This is a genomic window from Yersinia rochesterensis (genome assembly GCF_003600645.1).
Classification (GTDB): Bacteria; Pseudomonadota; Gammaproteobacteria; order Enterobacterales; family Enterobacteriaceae; genus Yersinia; species Yersinia rochesterensis.
This window is the reverse complement of record NZ_CP032482.1, coordinates 2,882,753-2,903,435: the sequence shown is the minus strand read 5'-3', so window position 1 is coordinate 2,903,435 and position 20,683 is coordinate 2,882,753. Positions and strand designations below refer to the sequence as shown.

Sequence of the window (20,683 nt, the reverse complement as noted above, 5' to 3'; positions counted from 1 at the left end):
TATTTTATTAATAATGCCATCTATATTTGTCAGTTACAATTTACGTCTTGTATTTTATTACTTAATAGAGGAGGGTGAACTTTAATAAATGTCATAGGCTTTTTGTGTGATATTAATTTAATGCGGAGTGTGTATAAATGCATAAAGTTAGGCATGCATCTAAATTATTTCGTCCATTACTTTTATCTACAATTATCAGCCATGTTGTTTGGTCAGGTTCCAGCATAGCTGAAAGTATTGAATTGGATTACTCAGCGAGCAGTATCGGCCCCACTTCGGTGAAATTATCCGATGCTATTTATGGTGATGGCAATTACACCGCGAAGGTCAATGTTGATAATCCCAACACCTCGCTTGAGGTTTATCTTGGCGCAACGGAAGCCAGCGGTAAAAGTTATAACGTTGGAGATTACTCGGTAGATATACAGGGCAATAACACCTCACCCTTGAGTCCGTATTCCGCTTTCTTTGGTCTGGCAGTTGATAAAAATAATGCGGTTTCAATCAATAATTTCAGTTTCAACAATAACCTGAGCGTGGGTGATGGTCATCATCATAATAACACGGCGCTGTTTGCTTCTAATGGTTCACAGGTAACCATCAATGGCAAAGTGTATATCAATTCCCTGGTTGAAATGGATACCAGCGGGGCAAGTACCGGAACCACTGCAAATAATGGCCTGTATGCGACGGGAGTTGGCACTACAATTACCGCCAATGAAGGGGATGTGTATATTAACACCTACGCCAAAAACTTTTTGGAGGCGTTGGATCATAATGAACATTACCCCAGTGGTGGCTCGAAAAGTGATGCTGTTAGCGGCAAGCGCGGTGGTCAGGTAACAATTAACCAATCGGGTAATTATCAAGTTAATTTATTGGGTAATCTGGACTTAGGCAGTGAATTTGATACCGGTAGCAGAATTACCGCCGTATTAAATGGCGGCAATTCTTATTGGCACGGTACCGAGTTCAATACCTATAATGCAACCAATAATACCTGGGCGGGTAAATTGGATGTGACGTTAATGAATAAAGCGCAGTGGATACCCGATGCAGTTAATGCAGAAATCAGCGCATTAAATCTGCAAAAAGACGGTATCGTTAATTTGCATGGTTTTAACCTTCACACCAATAAAAGTCAGAATGAAAGTGTCAAAATTTATGACTTACAAGGCAATGAAGGTATTTTCCTGGTTGACGTGAACACCAGTAAAACCGATGACCAGCGCAGAAATGGCAGTGATTTTATTGAAGTGGTCAGCAGTAGCACTGGCGGGACTCACTATATTGAAGCACTGAACGTCAATAAATTTAGCGATTTGAGTGAAGATATTTGGGTGGCAGATGCTGCCAATAATGTCAGCTTTAAAGCTTATGATCAGATAGATATTACCAACGAATATGTTTATGACTATAAGCCTATTCTCCGCTCGGATATTAAAGATGGAGATCCGCAAAGTCAGTTTGGGACTAACTGGTATATTACCGGCGTGGATAAAAAACTCAGTGCCGGGAGTGATACCGCGATGGCGAATGCCAGTGTCAATTATACCACCGCAACCGCTCGCCTTGAAATTGATAGCCTTAACAAACGTTTGGGTGAATTAAGAAATGACCAACAGGAAAATGGAGTTTGGTTGCGTTATAAAGGCGGTGAGATGAAGAGTGATGAGGGCAGTTATTTTAAAAACCAATATCACTTTTATCAGCTAGGTTATGACCACAAAAATGAGAATGAGTACGGCATCTGGATAACAGGGTTGGCTGCTCATTATTTGACCGGTAAATCTACCTTTGACCAAGGTTCAGGCGATAACAAAAGCTACGGCGGCAGCCTTTATGGTTCATGGAATCGGCCTGAGAAGCAGGATTATGTCGATTTGGTATTAAAATACAGCCACCTGAAGAGCGATTTTGATTACCGAAATACACTGGGCACTGCTGATCATGGTGCGGCGAGCAACTGGGCCTGGAGTGCGAGTGGTGAATATGGTCGTGAGTTTTCAATCGGTAACGGCAATTTTATCGAGCCTCAAGGGCAACTGGTTTACACCCATATTGATAAAGCCAACTACACTACCAGCAGTGGGCTACAGATCCAGCAGGACAATATTAATAGTGTGATCGGTCGTGCTGGGGTGCGGGTAGGGCATCGCTTCGAGGAAAACAGTAAAAATGATGTTTATCTAAAAGTCGATTTACTGCATGAGTTTGCCGGTGATCGCAATGTCACTATTCGCGGGAAAGACGCCACCTTAGTCTCTAAACAAGAGGGTAAGGATAGCTGGGTAACCTACGGTGTAGGAACCAATATCCAGTTAACTGAGGATAACAATTCTCGCTTTTATTTTGATGTGGAAAAATCTTCCGGCGGTGATATCAACACTAATTGGCAAGTGAATGCTGGCCTGCGTTGGGAGTTTTAATTCAATACAGAGGGCAGGGGGGGATTCCTGCCCTTTCCCCCTATTAAGAGGTAAAGATTTGCATCGACATCAAAAATTAGTGTGATAACTAACAATAACTTTTCAATCTGACTTTTCTTATTATTCATGGCCCGTATAATCCCACTCTTTCTGTTGATTTGCCGAGGTGGTCGTGAAGCAACTTTCTGGTTTGTTGGGCGAATTACGGCAAAAGTTACGTGCCGGTTTCCCTGACCAGGCCGGTATTCGGCAAATTATCTTGCCCGCGCCGGGACAAGTGGGTAATCAATTGCTTGAATGGCTTGCCGCACAAGGCCATTTTCCTCAATTCTATTGGCATCATCGCGATGGTCATGAAGAGGCTGCCGTCTGTGGGCAAACCCGGCAATTTAATGATGTAGCATCAGCAGATCAATTTATCCAACAGCATAGTGCTGTGGCGGGTTTACGCATTTGGGGACTGAATGCGTTTGAGCCGGTCACTATTATTGTCGAAGCAACAAATATTGCCGAAACAGCAAATATTGCCACACCCGCTGCTGAAGCCCCGCAGCAAACCCAAACTAGTTTCTTATTTTTACCGCGTATTGAAATTTTGCGGCGCGGTAACAATACCCATTTGACTCTTAATCTGGTCAGTGACTATTCCCTCGCACAAGACGCCTTGCTCGCCATCGCCTTTATTGATCAACTGGTTATCGCCAAACCCCTGCCTGCATTGGACGTGGTGGTTGAAAATGCCAGCCATATGCCGGAATACCCGCAGTGGAGCCGCCTTATTCAGCAGGCTTTGGGCAATATTGAGCAACAAAAAATGGAGAAAGTGGTGCTGGCGCGGGCGACCCGCTTGCGGCTGGATAAACCGCTCTCTTGCGCGGCTTTTATGGCCGCCAGTCGGCAGGTCAATCATCACTGTTTTCACTTTATGTTGCGCTTTGATGGCTCCCGAGCATTTTTAGGCTCCAGCCCTGAGCGCCTGTATTTGCGCCAGTTGCAACATCTGGAAACCGAAGCGTTGGCGGGAACCACGTCAAATGATAATGACACGGCACAAGCCACTGCGTTGGCTGATTGGTTGATGCATGATGAAAAGAATCAGCGCGAGAATTTGCTGGTGGTTGATGACATTTGCCAGCGCTTACAAGGCGGGGTGGTGGCGGTGGATGTCATGCCACCAGAAATTATTCGCTTGCGAAAAGTGCAGCATTTGCGCCGCCGTATTCATGCGCAGCTTAACCGCGCCAATGATGCTGATTGCCTATACCGGCTGCAACCGACGGCGGCAGTGGCCGGGCTGCCTCGCAATGTTGCCCGCCAGTTTATTAGTGAAAATGAGCCTTTTTCTCGTGGCTGGTATGCCGGTTCGGCGGGCTACCTCTCCCTGAAACAAACTGAATTCACTGTAACACTGCGTTCGGCATGGCTGGACGACAGCCAAATTCATCTGTATGCCGGTGCCGGTATTGTCGCCGGTTCGGATGCTGAACAGGAATGGCAAGAAATTAACAATAAATTGGCGGGGTTACATACTTTGCTGACTAATGAAAATTATAATCCTAAAATGTAATCATTAACCGCATTCACTATGTGGTCGGATTATGGCTCTTATGCCGGTTTTGGGGAGATAATGATAAGAATTTTACTATTAATCAGTCACTCCGGGCTTTTTCAGAGGAAAGCATGTTCCTCATGCTGATTATCGGGATTGCAGTGTCTGTTAACTGACTTTTGGGCGAACCATGTCGACAAGCGTTTTTAACCGTCGTTGGGCGGCATTGCTACTGGAGGCGTTAAGTCGCCACGGTGTGCGTCATATCTGTATTGCGCCGGGTTCCCGCTCGACACCGCTAACCTTAGCGGCGGCGGCAAATCCCTCGCTGGTTTGCCATACCCATTTTGATGAGCGCGGCTTAGGGCATCTGGCATTAGGATTAGCAAAAGCTTCCACTGAGCCAGTGGCGGTGATTGTCACGTCCGGCACGGCGGCGGCCAACCTTTATCCGGCCTTAATTGAAGCCGGGTTGACCGGTGAGCGCCTGATTTTATTGACCGCTGACCGCCCGCCAGAATTGATAGATTGCGGAGCTAATCAGGCCATTCGCCAGCAAGGGCTGTTTGCCAGCCACCCGACATTAAGTCTTAATTTGCCACGGCCGACGCCAGATATTCCTGCGCGTTGGCTGGTTTCCACCCTCGACAGTGCGATGGCGCAATTACACCATGGCGGGCTGCATATTAACTGCCCGTTTGCCGAACCACTCTATGGCGGTGATGAGCAACTCTATGCCGATTGGTCTGCCACCTTGGGTGACTGGTGGCAAGATTGCCATCCTTGGTTGCGCCAATCCGGTTATTTGCCGCAAATTCAGCAAGCTGACTGGTTTTTCTGGCGTCAAAAGCGCGGGGTCATTATTGCCGGGCGTATGACGGCAGAAGAGGGCGAACAGCTCGCCGAATGGGCAGAATTACTCGGCTGGCCATTGATTGGCGATGTGCTGTCACAGACCGGTCAACCGCTACCTTGTGCGGAGCTATGGATTGAACATCCGAGCGCACAGCGCGTGCTGGCGCAGGCGCAGATTGTCTTGCAGTTTGGCAGCAGCCTGACTGGCAAGCACCTGTTGAAATGGCAAGAACAATGCCAGCCGCAAGAATACTGGCTGGTCGATAACTTACCGGGCCGCCTTGATCCCGCCAATCACCGTGGGCGCAGAATTATTTCTCCGGTGAATGAATGGCTGAAACAGCATCCAGCACAGCGCCGAACCCCTTGGGCTACCGAGCTAATTATAGGGGCGGAAAATGCTCATGCGCATGTCGCCGAGGCGCTAAATGAACAATTCAGTGAGGCGGCGATTGCCCATCTGCTGGCTGAATTATTACCCGAAAATGGGCAGCTTTTTGTCGGTAACAGTTTGATTGTCCGCTTGATTGATGCGCTTGGTCAATTACCGGTGGGCTACCCGGTTTACAGTAATCGCGGTGCCAGTGGCATTGATGGTTTGTTGTCGACCGCCGCCGGTGTCCAGCGCGCCACCGCCAAGCCGACGCTGGCTATTGTCGGGGATTTATCCGCCCTCTATGACCTTAATGCGCTGGCTTTATTGCGCCAAAGTTCAGCCCCAATGGTGTTGTTGGTGGTGAACAATAATGGCGGGCAGATTTTCTCTCTGCTGCCCACCCCAGAAGCTGACCGCCAGCGTTTTTATTGCATGCCGCAAAATGTGAGTTTTGAGCATGCCGCCGCGATGTTTGGCTTAGGTTATGCCCGCCCAGAGAGCTGGCTGATGCTCCAGCAACAGGTAGAACAATGCTGGCACCACGGCGGAGTCACACTGATTGAAATACAGGTGCCGCCGAGCCAGGGGGCAGAGACGCTGCAACAACTGGCGCAACAGGTGGCTCATTTATGACGCTGGCATGCCGAAAACTCAGCCCACATCCCCAATCCTCGGCGCGGCAACATAGCGGGCCATGGTTAGTTTGGTTGCATGGTTTGTTGGGAAGCGGCGAGGATTGGCTGCCCGTAGCAGAATTATGCGGTGACATTCCCTCACTGCTCATCGACTTACCGGGCCACGGTAACTCTGTGGCTCTGACGACCACTAGCTTTGAAGATATCAGCCGCCAGTTAAGCGAAACATTGCAAGCTAATGGCATTCGCGAATATTGGCTGGCGGGCTATTCTTTAGGCGGTAGAATCGCGATGTTTCATGCTTGTTATGGAAATCCTGTTGGTCTGCAAGGGTTATTGGTCGAAGGGGGCAACCTTGGGCTGGAAAGTGATGAGCTGCGAGAAGCGCGCTTTCAGCAAGATTGCCAATGGGCGCAACGTTTTCGCCATGAACCTTTGCCACAAGTGCTCACCGACTGGTATCAGCAGGCGGTATTTGCTGACTTAGATTCGCAACAACGCGAGCAATTAGTGGCGGAGCGCGCCAATAATCATGGCCCGGCGGTGGCTGATATGCTGGAAGCTACCTCACTTGGGCATCAACCTTGGTTATTACCGGCCCTGCAACGGCTTAATGTCCCATACACCTATTTGTGCGGTGAGCGCGACCACAAATTCCAGCAATTGGCCCGCCAATACCCACTGCCATTACGCACTCTGGCTCGTGCCGGACACAATGCTCATCGGGCGAACCCCGGCGCATTTGCCGCGCAGGTGCTTTCATTTTTATCACAGTCTTCATTTTCACCACCATCCCGTTAAAGGAATGCTTACTATGCTTTATCCGAGCGAAGAACAGCTGTATGCCGCCATCGAATGGCAAGATTGCTCTGCCGGGTTTGAAGATATTCGTTATCACAAATCCAGTGATGGGATCGCCAAGATCACCATCAATCGCCCTCATGTGCGTAATGCATTCCGCCCATTGACGGTGAAAGAGATGATTCAGGCGCTGGCTGATGCCCGCTATGATGACAATATCGGCGTCATCATTTTGACCGGTGAGGGCGAAAAAGCCTTCTGTTCCGGTGGTGATCAGAAAGTTCGTGGCGACTACGGCGGCTATCAGGATGCCAGTGGTACCCATCATCTGAATGTGCTGGATTTCCAGCGCCAGATCCGCACTTGCCCGAAACCAATTGTAGCAATGGTTGCCGGTTATTCTATTGGCGGCGGGCATGTATTGCATATGATGTGCGACCTGACTGTTGCTGCTGATAATGCCATTTTCGGCCAGACTGGGCCAAAAGTCGGTTCATTTGACGGCGGCTGGGGCGCGGCTTATATGGCGCGCATTGTTGGCCAGAAAAAAGCGCGCGAAATTTGGTTCTTATGCCGCCAGTATGATGCTAAACAAGCATTGGATATGGGGCTGGTGAATACCGTGGTGCCTGTTGCCGAGCTGGAAAAAGAGACGGTGCGCTGGTGCCGTGAAATGCTGGAAAACAGCCCAATGGCGCTGCGCTGTCTGAAAGCGGCATTGAACGCCGACTGCGATGGACAGGCGGGCCTGCAAGAGTTGGCCGGCAACGCCACCATGTTGTTTTATATGACAGAAGAAGGTCAGGAAGGGCGTAATGCATTCAATGAGAAGCGCCAGCCAGACTTCAGCAAATTCAAGCGTAATCCGTAATGCGCGCGGCCACACTTTACCGCTATAGCATCCCGATGGAAGCTGGGGTGATACTGCGGCATCAGCGGCTAAAAAGCCGCGATGGATTATTGGTGAAATTGCAGCAAGGCGAGCAGACCGGCTGGGGGGAAATTGCTCCCTTACCAGAGTTCAGCCAGGAAACCTTGCCAGAGGCGCAAGCCGCCGCTATCACTGAGTTACAGCGCTGGGTAAATGGCGAAAAGCCGGAACTCAGCTCATTGCCCTCGGTGGATTTTGGCCTCAGTTGCGCACTGGCGGAGCTTGATGAATTATTGCCGTTGACGGCGGATTACCGCAAAGCCCCGCTGTGTACTGGCGATCCAGACGAGTTGTTCGCGGTGCTACAGGCTTTGCCGGGCGAGAAAGTCGCCAAGGTAAAAGTCGGGCTGTATGAAGCGGTGCGCGATGGCATGATTGTTAATGTGCTGTTGGAGGCTTTACCTGATTTGAAACTGCGGCTGGATGCCAATCGCAGTTGGACGCGGGCCAAAGCCGAGGGTTTCGCCAAGTATGTCAATCCCGAATTGCGCTCCCGCATTGCGTTTTTAGAAGAACCCTGCAAAACCCGCGCCGAATCCCGTGAGTTTGCCCGTGATACCGGCATCGCCATCGCCTGGGATGAAAGTGTGCGCGAGGCGGATTTCAAGGTAGAAGCCGAGCCAGGTGTGGTGGCGATTGTCATCAAACCGACATTGGTGGGCAGCATCGCGCGTTGCCAGCAATTGGTGCAGCAAGCACATCAAGCGGGGTTGGTGGCAGTTATCAGCTCAAGCATCGAGTCGAGCTTGGGGCTGACTCAACTGGCCCGATTGGCGGCGTGGTTAACCCCAGCAACAGTGCCGGGGTTGGACACCTTGAACCTGATGCAGGCGCAAGTTGTTCGTCAGTGGCCGGACAGCACTCTGCCGCTATTGACAGACGATCAACTGGACGTGCTATGGCACAGCTAAGTGATTGGCCTTGGAAGCATTTATTTCCACGGCAACACTTATCGCCATGGAAATACTTATCGCCATGGAAATACTGGGCCAATCTGCGGCCTCGGGCGACAGCTATTCGCTCGGGGTCGCAACGGATCAGTTGGCAACAATTAGCGGCTGATATTGATAATCTGGCGGCGAGTTTTCAACAGCAGGGAGTGACGCCCGGCTGTGGCGTAGTGCTGCGCGGCAAAAACAGTGATTCACTGCTGCTGGCCTATCTGGCGGCCTTGCAGTGCGGCGCTCGCGTATTGCCCCTCAACCCGCAATTGCCAGAGCCACTGTTGGCGCAACTTTTGCCACAGTTGAATATTGATTTTATGCTGAATCTGGCTGATCCGCTCCCTGCGCAACTCAGCTTTATTCCGTTGAATTTCAATACTGAGCATGGCGCGGTAGATTTTGTTGCCTGGGATAGCCAACGGCTGGCGACCATGACATTGACCTCTGGCTCCTCTGGTTTACCCAAAGCAGCGGTGCACGCATTGGCGGCCCATCTGGCCAGCGCTCACGGCGTCTTGCGATTGATGAATTTTACGGCGGATGACAGTTGGTTGCTGTCATTACCGCTATTTCACGTATCGGGGCAGGGTATTGTCTGGCGCTGGCTAAGTGCCGGGGCGGGCTTAGTGGTGCGAGCGGGGATGCCGCTATCTGACGCGTTGGTGGGGTGCAGCCATGCTTCACTGGTGCCCACCCAACTTTGGCGTTTATTGGAGAGTCCAGACCCGGTGCTCACCTTGAAAGAGGTGTTGCTAGGGGGCGCGACTATCCCGACTGCGCTGACCGAGCAAGCCGAAGCTCGTGGGATTCGTTGCTGGTGTGGTTATGGCTTGACGGAATTAGCCTCGACCTTGTGTGCCAAACGCGCTGACGGCATGCCCGGTGTAGGTGTGGCGCTAGCAGGGCGGCAAGTGAAGTTGGTTGAGGGTGAGGTTTGGGCGAAAGCAGATTGCTTGGCTGCGGGCTATTGGCAACAGGGTGAATTGCAACCCATAACTGACAGCGAAGGTTGGTTCCATACGCGCGATCGTGGTGAATGGCAGCAAGGCGAGCTGCGGATTCTTGGGCGGCTGGATAATTTGTTTTTCAGCGGCGGCGAGGGTATTCAACCTGAGGATATTGAGCGCGTTTTGTTGCAGTATCCGGGGGTGCAGCAAGCTTTTGTTATTCCTGTTGCTGATAGTGAATTTGGTCACCGGCCCGTGGCGGTGATTGATGCCGATGAGGCCGTGGATGATGCCGTGTTAGCAAACTGGTTAGCACCACAACTGGCGACATTCCAGCGCCCGGTGGCTTTTTACCGCTTACCGGCGGAACTTAAAAAGGGTGGGATTAAGGTCTCGCGGCGGGATGTGGCTGATTTTGTGGTTAAGATGAATTGAATTGAATTGAATTGGTGATTGGGTTCGGTTGATGATTGATCGGGTTCGGTTGTTAAAATTTCACGGCTCACTTAACTTCCATAGCTTCAACCGCCAAAGGGTGCGGGCGCGCACCCTTGTGGAATCCCGCGCTGGCGCACGTATCGCTAGCCCACTGTGTGGGTTCCCTCACTCATCATTTCGCTGGCGGGACGGCTTTACGCGGGTCCCTCCGCGTGACGCCTAAATCCGCCGTCCATGGCGGATTTCCCTTGCTACACTCTTCACTCGGCGGCTCAAATGTGCTTTTAAACTTCAAAACCTAAAAACAAGGTTTTGAATTGGCTTTTGATGTTGAGCGCATTCAGGAATATTGCCGACAAGGATGGAGGGTAGAGTGAGCGGGCATGGACGCCCGCGAAAAGCGCGCTTGAGCATGGATTGCGAATCGCGCTGGCTCGTCAGCCCGAAGGACGCAGGCGGTTTACCCGTAGGGCAATATTTCGCGCAAGCGCGGGATTGCATAAGGGGCCACGCTTATGGCCCCTTTGCCAGTTGGTTCATAGGAGGTTAAGTAAACTCAGTTGCTTTAACAACCGAACCTGATCGCAAAACTGATATTAACCGAACCCGTCCACCTAATAGTGATAAACAAAAAACGTTAATTTAACCCCAGCGCTTTCTTCACCCCATTACCATAATCCGGGTGAACCTGTGTAAATAATGCTATCTGACGGCGTTGAATTTCTTCAGGAATTTGCGACAACTCACCCGCAATACGGGTAAACATCCGCTGATGTTCTTCTGCGCTGAGCAAGTTGAATAACGCCCGAGGTTGTGAGAAGTAATCAGTATCTTCGCGGTGATTCCAGTGATCTGCGGCCCCTTCTAATGTCAATGGCGGCTCACTGAAATCAGGTTGTTCCTGGAATAAACCAAAACTATTTGGCTCGTAAGTCGCCCCATTGCCACTGTTACCATCAACGCGCATAGCGCCGTCACGGTGATAATTATGGAACGGACATTTGGCACTGTTCACTGGGATCTGGTGATGATTAACCCCTAAACGATAACGTGCCGCGTCGCCGTAGGAAAACAGGCGGCCTTGCAACATACGGTCAGGAGAGAAACTGACCCCCGGCACCACGTTGGCAGGGTTGAATGCGGCTTGTTCTACTTCAGCAAAATAGTTCTCTGGATTGCGGTTCAGTTCGAAGAAACCAACATCAATCAGCGGATAATCGCCGTGCGGCCACACTTTGGTCAGGTCGAATGGGTTATACGGGGTTTGTGATGCTTCATGTTCTGGCATCACTTGAATTTGTAGATTCCAGCGCGGGAAGTCGCCGCGTTCTATCGCTTCATATAAATCGCGTTGAGAGCTTTCACGGTCCGCCCCAATCAGTTTTTCAGCCTCATCATCCATCATATTTTCAATGCCTTGCTGGCAGCGGAAATGGAATTTAACCCAAAAACGCTCATTGGCGGCATTGATAAAGCTGAAGGTATGGCTGCCGAATCCGTGCATGTGGCGATAAGATTTCGGCAGGCCACGGTCACTGAAATCGATAGTGAGCTGATGCAGAGCTTCGGGTAGTTGAGAGAAGAAATCCCATTTATAAATTGGGTTGCGTAGGTTGGTGCGCGGGTCGCGTTTCACTACGTGGTTCAGATCGGGGAATTTCAATGGGTCACGTAAATAGAATACTGGCGTATCATTGCCGACCAAATCCCAATTGCCTTCCTCGGTATAATATTTCATGGCAAAGCCACGAATATCACGTTCGGCATCGGCAGCACCGCGTTCGCCTGCCACTGTAGAGAACCGCACAAACATTTCAGTTTGTTTGCCTGGCTCGGCGAAAATTTTTGCGCGCGTATATTTCGTGATGTCGTGAGTGACAGTAAATGTGCCGTAAGCGCCAGAGCCTTTAGCATGCATGCGGCGCTCTGGGATAACTTCACGATCGAAATGGGCCAGTTTTTCTAAGAACCAGACATCTTGCAGTAGCATGGGGCCACGTCGGCCAGCAGTGACGACATTATTATTATCAACGACGGGGGCGCCCGCTGCGGTGGTTAATCCTTTCTTTTTGCTCATCATTTTCTCCAGTATTTCTGTTGAATTGATTGCTTTTCGGGTGTTTTAAAGCATTACATTTTGCCAAAAGTCTGATTGGTAAAATAATAACTTAAACAACATCAGCGAGTTATTCCTTGATCTCCACACTAGTTGTAGCCTTATTAGTGGTATTCGGCAAATAGGTACGCCTTATTGTTATCATTGTTTGCATATGCCCGTCATACTTCAAGCTGCATGTGCGTTGGCTACTTTCGTTACTCGGCCCGTCCATGGGCCTCGCCTCTGCGAGGCCGCTGCAAACAGCGTTCAAATCGGTTCTCGACCGATTTGTCACCCGAATCACTTACAACACAGTAAGCTCATCGGGACTCTCTCACTTGCCGCCTGCCTGAAGCTCGAATTATTTAGGGTATAACCAATTTCAATCACACAATGACTTACAATCATTTGAAATACTGTGGTATTTAATCGGTTTTTACGTGTGTTCATGCTGTTTTTTTCAGTTAAACTTGGTACAGGAAAAATCTGTCGGCCAATAGCGGGTCACGGGTGACATCACGAATCATAAGAGAACAATATGAATAAGCATTTAATCGCCTGTGCAGCTAGCTTGCTGTTTGTTGCAGGTTCCGCCAGTGCAATAAGTTTTAATGCCGAAACCGGGCGTCATTACACCAATTTAGGATTCGGCCTTGGCACTAACACCGGCGGTTTAGCCATCAGTGGTAATTGGGCTCGCAGTGACCATGACGGTGATATCTACGGTATGGGCTTGGGCTTCAATTTACCTATTGGCCCACTGATGGCCACTGTCGGCGGGAAAGGCATTTATATGTCACCGGAAGAGGGTAGCAGTGGTGGCGCAGTCGCGATTGGCGGCGGGCTAACTTACCCAATCAACAAGTCATTCAGCTTATATGGCGAGGGCTATTTCGCGCCGGAAGAATTGACCAGTGGGATGAAATCCTACAGTGAAGCCAATGGCGGCCTGCGCTGGAATGTATTCCGCCCGCTGACTGTTGATGTCGGCTATCGCTATATTAATATGGAAGGTAAAGAAGGGCGTCGCGATAACCGCCTGGCGGATGGCGTGTATATCGGCGCTGGCCTGAACTTCTGATTTAACACTATTTTCTGTAAAAAAAGGCGCACTCCTGACAGGATATGCGCCTTTTTGTATTTATTCGCTGAATTACCCGACTGCGGGTAATGCACCGGTAACAATTCCCACCTGAATACCAATGACCAGCACGCCGCAGGCAAATACCGCCGCCAGTGCGGGTTTTCCGCCCCAGACGCGATAATTTCCCTGATGGACTTTACGTGCTTTCCACGCCAGCATCGCGGGCAGAATTAAGGCTAAGACAGATAAGGCCACGGCGGCAAAGCCCAGCGCCATAATAAAACCACGGGGGTAAAACAACGAAAACAGCAGCGGCGGTACAAAGGTAATTGCGCCGGTTTGCAGACGGCCCCGCACTGAGTTACGGCGTTTAAATAAATCAGCCAGATAATCAAACAGCCCCAATGCAACGCCCAAGAATGAGGTCGCCAGCGCCAAGTCTGCAAACAGATGAACCGCCAGCTCAACATGGGGTGAAGCCACCACATCGCGCACCGCTTGTAATAACCCATTCAACCCGGCTTGCTGCGCCAATATTCCGACAAAGGTATGGGAGGATATCGCCCCTAATGTCGCTAACTGCCAGAAAATATACGCAATTAATGGGATCGCACTGCCGATAATAAACACCCAGCGCAGCTTGCGAATATTACCGCCCATATAATTAACAATACTTGGCACGCTGCCATGGAAGCCAAATGAAGTGAATATGACCGGAATAGCAGAAAGCGCTAACCCTTGTTCCAGCGGCAAGGTCAATAAGTTGGTTTTTTCGATATGCGGCATCATCAATGACAGCATGACTATCAGGAAGATAATTTTGGCGCTGAATAGGATGCGGTTAAATAAGTCAACTGAATGGGTGCCAATACAGACCACACCGCCAGCCACAAGTGTAAACAATAATACACCGAGATAGGTTGGGAATGATTGCTGAGTCCACTGGCTGATGCTGGTTGCCAGTAGCTCGCCTGCACCGCTGATATAGGCGGCAGTCAGCGCATACATCAAAAACATCATGCTGAAACCAGTGAGCCATTGACCGCGATTACCGAGATAGCGTTTGGCAAGGGTGCCCAGCCCGGTATCGGCCGCCTCATGCTGGTAGACTTCCACCAAGAGTAATGCGGTGTAACACATTAATACCCAAAGAAAAATCAATAATGCGAGGGTGACGCCGAAGCCGACTCCCGCCGCCGCCAGTGGCATTGCCAACATGCCGGCACCAATAGTGGTGCCCGCAACGATAAATATACTGCCCAGAGTGCGATTCTTCACGCTTTCCTCTACTACATGATAATTTATTAGCATGATAAAGTGCAGCAGAGTAGAGGATTGCCTCATTTGTGTCAAATCGGCGTTACGCGCACTGTAAACTTATCATTACGATTCTTAAGGCGCTGAAATATCGACTTTTACCATCGTTCTTCATTCTGATAATGGATAACGATTGTGTTTATGCGGTTGGCTTCTTAAAGTGAATGCATAAGCATCGACGGAGAAGAAAATGATCAGAGTTGAGATGTTGAGTACCGGGGATGAAGTGCTGCATGGGCAGATTATTGATACCAACGCCGCATGGCTGGCAGATTATTTATTTAATCAGGGTTTGCCAATCAGCAGCCGGGAAACAGTCGGTGACTCACTCGCGTCTCTTATTGAAGTGCTGACGGAGCGGAGCCAGGTGGCTGATGTGCTGATTGTTAACGGGGGGCTTGGGCCGACCAGTGACGATTTAAGTGCTTTGGCAGCGGCGCGTGCAGCCGGAACGGAGCTTATCGAGCATCCGGAATGGATTGCGCGGATGGAAGCATTCTTTAAAGAGCGCGGCAGGGTAATGTCGTCGACCAATCGTAAACAAGCGCATATTCCGGCCAATGCCGAAATGCTGGATAACCCGGTCGGAACCGCGTGTGGTTTTGCTTTACGGCTCAATAAATGTTTGATGTTTTTCACCCCCGGTGTGCCGTCAGAATTTAAAGTGATGGTTGAGCAGCAGATTATGCCACGCTTACGTCAACATTTTGATGTGGCTGAACCGCCATTATGTTTGCGAATGACCACCTTTGGCCGCTCGGAAAGTGATTTGGCCCTTGAGTTAGATTCACTGCTACTCCCGGACGGCGCGGTGCTAGGCTATCGCTCATCCGCCCCCATTATTGAATTGAAGCTAACCGGGCCAGCTTCGCAGCAAGCGGCGATGGAGGAAATCTGGCAACAGGTCAAGGCGGTCGCGGGTGAGAGCATCATATTCGAAGGTACGCGGGGCTTACCGGCATTGTTGAGTGAACAATTGACTCAACGCGGGCTGTTATTAGCCGTCAGTGAACAATTTACCGGTGGGTTGTTGCATTGGCAGTTACAAAGCGCCGCTGCACCTTTGGCTGGGGGCGAGTTATTACCGGCGCATTGCCAGGAGTCATTAAATGAGGTTGCTGGCCGTGCGCAGTCATTATCAATGCTGTGTGGTGCTCAGGTGGTGTTAGCAGTGAGCGCCATGCAAAACGATCGCCTGAGTGTGGCACTGCATACCCCTGATGGGACTTTTGCCCAGACGGTAGCTTATCAGGCAAGTCGCCATAGTTTGCGCATCCGCCAAGAAAGCAGCGCCATGCTGGCATTAGATATGCTGCGCCGTTGGCTGAAAGGAGGGGCGGTTTGTGGTCAACACGGTTGGCTGGAAGTGGTTGAAATTCTGTAGTTTTTACTGCGGGCGGTAGCACAACACCGAAAAAGGCCGCGTCAGCCTTTTCCGGTGTTCGCGAGGTTTATTTCACCTGCGCATTTCTGACTTCATTGCCAGCTTGCCAAATCCGGTATTTCACATCAACACCTTGCGGCACATAAACCACAATCGGCAGGCGGCTGTTGTAGCGCTGCATGGCGGCATCACCCAGATTAGCGGCGATAAATTGCGGGCGACGGGTGTTATCTGGGCACCCCATCATGGTGGAGGCCGGTTCTGAGATTTTATCCATCACCAGATAATCAAAACCCCAGCCAGACAAAGTTCTGGTTTCCAGATTGCCACTGAGCATATGGCGGTTGCAGTCAACTTCAATAGTTTTGCCGATCAGTAATTCAACTTTGAAATTGTTTTCATCTTCTTGTGGATCGAGGAAAATGACCTGGCGGCTCATGCCTTTTTCTGCCGCCGGATAAGGCGCAATCTTCTCTAACGGCTGTTGCTGATTAAGCGGCGGCTCTGTAGCGGCAATAGTGCTGGCCGATGCTGCCATTAACAGACTAGTTATTGCGATTGACAGTCTTTTCATCTTTTGTCCCTATGATTTTGATTCCAGATGCAAAAATATCATCTATTCAACTAGCTGATTATAGGTGAAATCCGATTCGAGGGAAGATTCCTTTATGCCCTAAATAATTCGAGTTGCAGGAAGGCGGCAACTGAGCAAACCCCCGGGAGCTTATACTGGTAAGTGACTGGGGTGAACGAAGGCAGCCAACACCCCTGCAGCTTGAAGTATGACGGGAATATTAAAGTTCGATTTCAATATCGCCCTTTGGCTGACAGCAACAGGGCAGAATCTCGCCGGCTTGAATAAACGCTAAAGGTTGCTGCGAATAGCAGACTTCGCCTTTGAGCAAACGCAGGCGACAAGAACCGCAATAACCGGAGCGGCATTGGTATTCGATTTGTACCTGATGGTGTTCAAGTGTTTCTAACAAGTTGCGGCTATTCGCTGGTGGGGTAAGTTGAGCACCGGTGGTGCTCAACTTCACAGTATCCCCGTCATCTTTCAAGTTGCAGCGGTGTTGGCTGCCATCACTTACCCAAGTCATTGAGTTATCTCAACTCCTTGGATGCATTCAGTTGCCGCCTGGCTGCAACTCGAAATCTATTGGGTATAAGCTTCATCAATTACAGCTCGAAATCACTCAGGTCGTCAGCACTGATTTCTGAATCAATTTGGCCGACCAGATAAGAACTGACTTCAACTTCCTGCGGTGCAACCTGCACGTTATCAGACACTAACCAGGAGTTGATCCATGGGATCGGGTTGGTGCGGGTATTAAATGGCACACCCAGCCCGACCGCTTGCATGCGGATATTAGTGATATATTCCACATATTGGCACAGGATCTCTTTGTTCAGACCAATCATTGAGCCGTCACGGAACAGGTATTCTGCCCATTCTTTTTCTTGTTGCGCGGCCAGAACAAACAGGTCATAGCATTGTTGCTGGCATTCTTCAGCAATTTCAGCCATTTCCGGGTCATCTTCACCTGAGCGCATTAAGTTAATAATATGCTGGGTGCCCGTCAAATGTAGGGCTTCATCGCGGGCAATCATTTTGATGATTTTGGCGTTGCCTTCCATCAGTTCGCGCTCGGCAAAGGCAAAGGAGCAGGCGAAACTGACATAGAAACGGATAGCTTCCAGCGCATTAACACTCATTACACACAGATAAAGCTGCTTTTTCAGCTCACGCAGATTGACCACCACAGTTTTACCATTGACCTGATGGGTACCTTCTCCCAGCAGATGGTAGTAACTGGTCATCTCAATCAAATCGTCGTAATACCCTGAGATATCTTTTGCGCGTTTGAGGATCTCTTCGTTGGTCACGATATCATCGAAAACAATCGAAGGATCGTTAACGATATTGCGAATGATATGAGTGTAAGAGCGCGAGTGAATAGTTTCAGAAAACGACCAGGTTTCTATCCAGGTTTCCAGCTCAGGAATGGAAACCAGCGGCAATAGGGCCACATTAGGGCTACGTCCCTGAATAGAATCCAGCAATGTTTGGTATTTCAGGTTGCTGATAAAAATGTGTTTTTCATGATCTGGCAGGGCGTTGTAGTCGATACGATCGCGGGAGACGTCAATCTCTTCCGGACGCCAGAAAAATGAGAGTTGTTTCTCAATCAGCTTTTCGAAAATAGCGTGTTTTTGTTGGTCGAAACGCGCCACGTTGACGGGTTGACCAAAAAACATGGGTTCGAGTAATTGGTTGTTTTTATTTTGCGAAAAAGTGGTATAGGCCATGATTTCCTCAGGGGCAAATGAAGAGGCCCCGCGATGAATGTATTGGCTATCATCGCGCAGGCCTTAACTCAAAATCAGATCTTACATGCACCGCCTTCGCAGTCATCATCACCCGGCTGACTTTGGATATCTTCTTGCACATCATCAGCACCATCGCGGGTGTTTTGATAGTAAAGGGTTTTTACGCCAAATTTGTAAGTGGTGAGCAAATCTTTTAGCAACTGCTTCATCGGCACTTTGCCAGACGGGAAGCGGGTCGGATCGTAATTAGTGTTGGCTGAAATCGCCTGATCGACGAATTTCTGCATCAAACCTACCAGCTGTAAATAACCATCGTTATTTGGCATTTCCCACAGCAGCTCATAAGCATCTTTCAGGCGCTCATATTCAGGAACAACCTGGCGCAGAATACCATCTTTCGAGGCTTTGATACTGACATATCCACGCGGCGGCTCAATACCATTAGTGGCATTGGAGATCTGCGAGGATGTCTCGGAAGGCATCAGCGCTGACAGCGTGGAGTTACGCAGGCCGTGAGTTTGGATGTCCTTACGCAGCGTTTCCCAATCGTAATGCAGAGGTTCGTCACTGATGGCATCCAAATCTTTCTTATAGGTATCAATTGGCAAAATACCCTGTGAATAGGTGGTTTCGTTGAACCACTGGCAAGCGCCTTGCTCACGGGCCAGCGCATTGGAGGCTTTCAATAAATAATACTGAATAGCTTCAAAGGTGCGGTGAGTCAGGTTGTTGGCACTGCCATCGGAGTAACGAACGCCATTCTTCGCCAGATAATAAGCAAAGTTAATCACACCGATACCCAAGGTACGGCGGCCCATAGCACCACGCTGTGCTGCGGCAATTGGGTAATCCTGATAATCGAGCAGGGCATCCAGCGCCCGCACGGCCAACACGGCCAAATCTTCTAAATCATCAAGGCTGTCAATGGCACCCAAGTTGAATGCCGACAAAGTACAGAGCGCAATTTCACCATTTTCGTCGTTGATGTCATTCAACGGCTTGGTTGGCAAGGCAATTTCCAAACACAAGTTTGACTGGCGCACTGGCGCAACTTTCGGGTCAAACGGGCTGTGGGTGTTGCAGTGATCCACGTTTTGAATATAGATACGGCCAGTGGAAGCACGCTCTTGCATCATCAGAGAGAATAACTCGACCGCCTTCACGCGCTGCTTGCGGATGCTGCTGTCTTGCTCGTATTTGACATAAAGGCGCTCAAATTCGTCTTGATCGGCGAAGAACGCGTCATACAGGCCCGGAACATCGGACGGGCTGAACAAGGTGATGTCTTCGCCTTTCAGCAAGCGCTGATACATTAGTTTGTTGATTTGTACGCCGTAATCCATATGACGCACGCGGTTGCCTTCAACACCACGGTTGTTTTTCAGAACCAGCAGGCTTTCAACTTCCAAGTGCCACATTGGGTAGAACAACGTAGCTGCACCGCCACGTACACCGCCCTGTGAACAGGATTTCACCGCAGTTTGGAAGTGTTTGTAGAACGGAATACAACCGGTATGGAAAGCTTCGCCGCCGCGAATTGGGCTACCCAGCGCCCGGATCCGGCCTGCATTGATACCAATACCGGCGCGTTGTGACACATATTTCACAATGGCGCTGGAGGTGGCATTGATAGAATCCAGACTGTCGCCGCACTCAATCAACACGCAAGAGCTGAACTGGCGGGTTGGGGTGCGCACGCCGGACATAATTGGCGTCGGCAATGAGATTTTGAAAGTAGAAATCGCATCATAGAAGCGCTTGATGTAATCCATCCGGGTTTCGCGCGGATAGTTAGAGAACAAACAGGCGGAAACTAGAATGTACAGGAATTGGGCACTTTCATAGATCTCGCCGCTGACGCGGTTTTGCACCAAATATTTGCCTTCCAACTGCTTAACCGCAGCATAGGAGAAGTTCATATCGCGCCAATGGTCGATGAAAGTGTCCATCTGTTCGAATTCTTCTGCGGTGTAGTCTTCCAGCAGATGTTTGTCGTATTTACCCATATCCACCATTTTCGTCACATGGGCGAATAATTTTGGTGGTTCAAACTGACCATAGGCTTTTTTGCGCAGGTGGAAGATAGCCAGACGCGCCGCCAGATATTGGTAATCCGGTGCGTCGCGCGAGATCAAATCTGCGGCAGCTTTGATGATAGTTTCATGGATATCAGCGGTTTTAATACCATCATAAAACTGAATGTGTGAACGCAATTCTACTTGAGATACTGAGACGTTATGTAAACCTTCCGCGGCCCAGTCGATGACCCGGTGGATTTTATCCAGATTGATGCGTTCTTTACTGCCATCGCGTTTAGTAACAAGTAGACTTTGGTTCATGTATTCGTGACCTTTTTTCCCCTGACTTCGTGTCTGCACAACGCAAATTAACGCTCTCCATGACTGAAATAATCATTGAGGTCGTAGTGTGTTGTTCAGTATGTAAACACAATATATAGGGGGTGGGTAGTGGATAGATAACAAGATAGTGAGTATTGAGACTTTTGGCAAGTGAACAAAACCGCTATATTGTGTGGATAACTTGGGGGTGAATTGTTACGAAAG

General features: G+C 49.8%; 15 protein-coding genes. 9 read left to right on the top strand and 6 right to left on the bottom strand.

The features are described from left to right. The first annotated feature begins 137 nt into the window (after window positions 1–137). The 7 genes from DXZ79_RS13470 to menE all read left to right on the top strand — a co-directional run bounded on the left by DXZ79_RS13470 (window position 138) and on the right by menE (window position 9,902). Window positions 138–2,429: an autotransporter family protein gene (locus tag DXZ79_RS13470; protein ID WP_120011332.1), complete on the top strand. Its 2,292-nt coding sequence runs from the start codon at window positions 138–140 to the stop codon at window positions 2,427–2,429. 172 nt (window positions 2,430–2,601) lie between these two features. Then, on the top strand, window positions 2,602–3,996 hold the full coding sequence (locus tag DXZ79_RS13465; RefSeq protein WP_050291324.1) for an isochorismate synthase: 1,395 nt from the start codon (window positions 2,602–2,604) through the stop codon (window positions 3,994–3,996). A 172-nt stretch (window positions 3,997–4,168) separates the two neighbouring features. Continuing rightward, a complete protein-coding gene (gene menD / locus DXZ79_RS13460) occupies window positions 4,169–5,842 on the top strand; it encodes a 2-succinyl-5-enolpyruvyl-6-hydroxy-3-cyclohexene-1-carboxylic-acid synthase (RefSeq protein ID WP_038631860.1) in 1,674 nt (557 codons plus the stop codon). Further along, window positions 5,839–6,645 (top strand): 2-succinyl-6-hydroxy-2,4-cyclohexadiene-1-carboxylate synthase, encoded by an 807-nt coding sequence (gene menH, locus DXZ79_RS13455; RefSeq protein ID WP_038631862.1) that lies wholly within the window; start codon window positions 5,839–5,841, stop codon window positions 6,643–6,645. The genes menD and menH overlap by 4 nt, the downstream gene beginning before the upstream one ends. Window positions 6,646–6,658: 13 nt before the next feature. Then, window positions 6,659–7,516 carry a 1,4-dihydroxy-2-naphthoyl-CoA synthase gene (gene menB / locus DXZ79_RS13450; RefSeq protein WP_038631864.1) on the top strand — a complete coding sequence of 286 codons (858 nt, stop codon included), beginning with the start codon at window positions 6,659–6,661 and terminating at the stop codon, window positions 7,514–7,516. Beyond that, window positions 7,516–8,487, top strand: a complete 972-nt coding sequence (gene menC, locus DXZ79_RS13445; protein ID WP_038631866.1) for an o-succinylbenzoate synthase — start codon at window positions 7,516–7,518, stop codon at window positions 8,485–8,487. The genes menB and menC overlap by 1 nt, the downstream gene beginning before the upstream one ends. Continuing rightward, complete coding sequence (gene menE / locus DXZ79_RS13440) at window positions 8,475–9,902, top strand: o-succinylbenzoate--CoA ligase (protein WP_120011331.1); 1,428 nt, start codon at window positions 8,475–8,477, stop codon at window positions 9,900–9,902. Before menC ends, menE begins: the two co-directional genes overlap by 13 nt. A gap of 640 nt (window positions 9,903–10,542) precedes the next feature. Here the strand turns inward: menE and DXZ79_RS13430 are convergent. Beyond that, window positions 10,543–11,982 (bottom strand): catalase, encoded by a 1,440-nt coding sequence (locus DXZ79_RS13430; protein WP_172667598.1) that lies wholly within the window; start codon window positions 11,980–11,982, stop codon window positions 10,543–10,545. Between the two features lie 559 nt (window positions 11,983–12,541). On the opposite strand from DXZ79_RS13430, the gene DXZ79_RS13420 reads away from it, so the two are divergent. Then, window positions 12,542–13,084 carry a YfaZ family protein gene (locus DXZ79_RS13420; RefSeq protein WP_038631872.1) on the top strand — a complete coding sequence of 181 codons (543 nt, stop codon included), beginning with the start codon at window positions 12,542–12,544 and terminating at the stop codon, window positions 13,082–13,084. A 72-nt stretch (window positions 13,085–13,156) separates the two neighbouring features. On the opposite strand, the gene tyrP is transcribed toward DXZ79_RS13420, so the two are convergent. Beyond that, window positions 13,157–14,365 (bottom strand): tyrosine transporter TyrP, encoded by a 1,209-nt coding sequence (gene tyrP / locus DXZ79_RS13415; protein WP_038631875.1) that lies wholly within the window; start codon window positions 14,363–14,365, stop codon window positions 13,157–13,159. A 229-nt stretch (window positions 14,366–14,594) separates the two neighbouring features. On the opposite strand from tyrP, the gene DXZ79_RS13410 reads away from it, so the two are divergent. Then, window positions 14,595–15,788, top strand: a complete 1,194-nt coding sequence (locus DXZ79_RS13410; RefSeq protein ID WP_038631877.1) for a nicotinamide mononucleotide deamidase-related protein YfaY — start codon at window positions 14,595–14,597, stop codon at window positions 15,786–15,788. Between the two features lie 67 nt (window positions 15,789–15,855). On the opposite strand, the gene eco is transcribed toward DXZ79_RS13410, so the two are convergent. The 4 genes from eco to nrdA form a co-directional block, all read right to left on the bottom strand. Beyond that, entirely contained in the window at window positions 15,856–16,362 is a 507-nt protein-coding gene (gene eco, locus DXZ79_RS13405; RefSeq protein WP_038631879.1) for a serine protease inhibitor ecotin, read from the bottom strand. A gap of 220 nt (window positions 16,363–16,582) precedes the next feature. After that, window positions 16,583–16,888, bottom strand: coding sequence for a class I ribonucleotide reductase maintenance protein YfaE (yfaE, locus tag DXZ79_RS13400; protein ID WP_042562392.1), 306 nt, complete (start codon window positions 16,886–16,888; stop codon window positions 16,583–16,585). Between the two features lie 79 nt (window positions 16,889–16,967). Next, window positions 16,968–18,098: a class Ia ribonucleoside-diphosphate reductase subunit beta gene (gene nrdB, locus DXZ79_RS13395; protein WP_038631881.1), complete on the bottom strand. Its 1,131-nt coding sequence runs from the start codon at window positions 18,096–18,098 to the stop codon at window positions 16,968–16,970. A 74-nt stretch (window positions 18,099–18,172) separates the two neighbouring features. Further along, the gene (gene nrdA, locus DXZ79_RS13390; RefSeq protein WP_038631883.1) at window positions 18,173–20,458 is read right to left on the bottom strand and encodes a class 1a ribonucleoside-diphosphate reductase subunit alpha; all 2,286 of its coding nucleotides are present in this window, start codon (window positions 20,456–20,458) and stop codon (window positions 18,173–18,175) included. Window positions 20,459–20,683 lie beyond the last annotated feature (225 nt).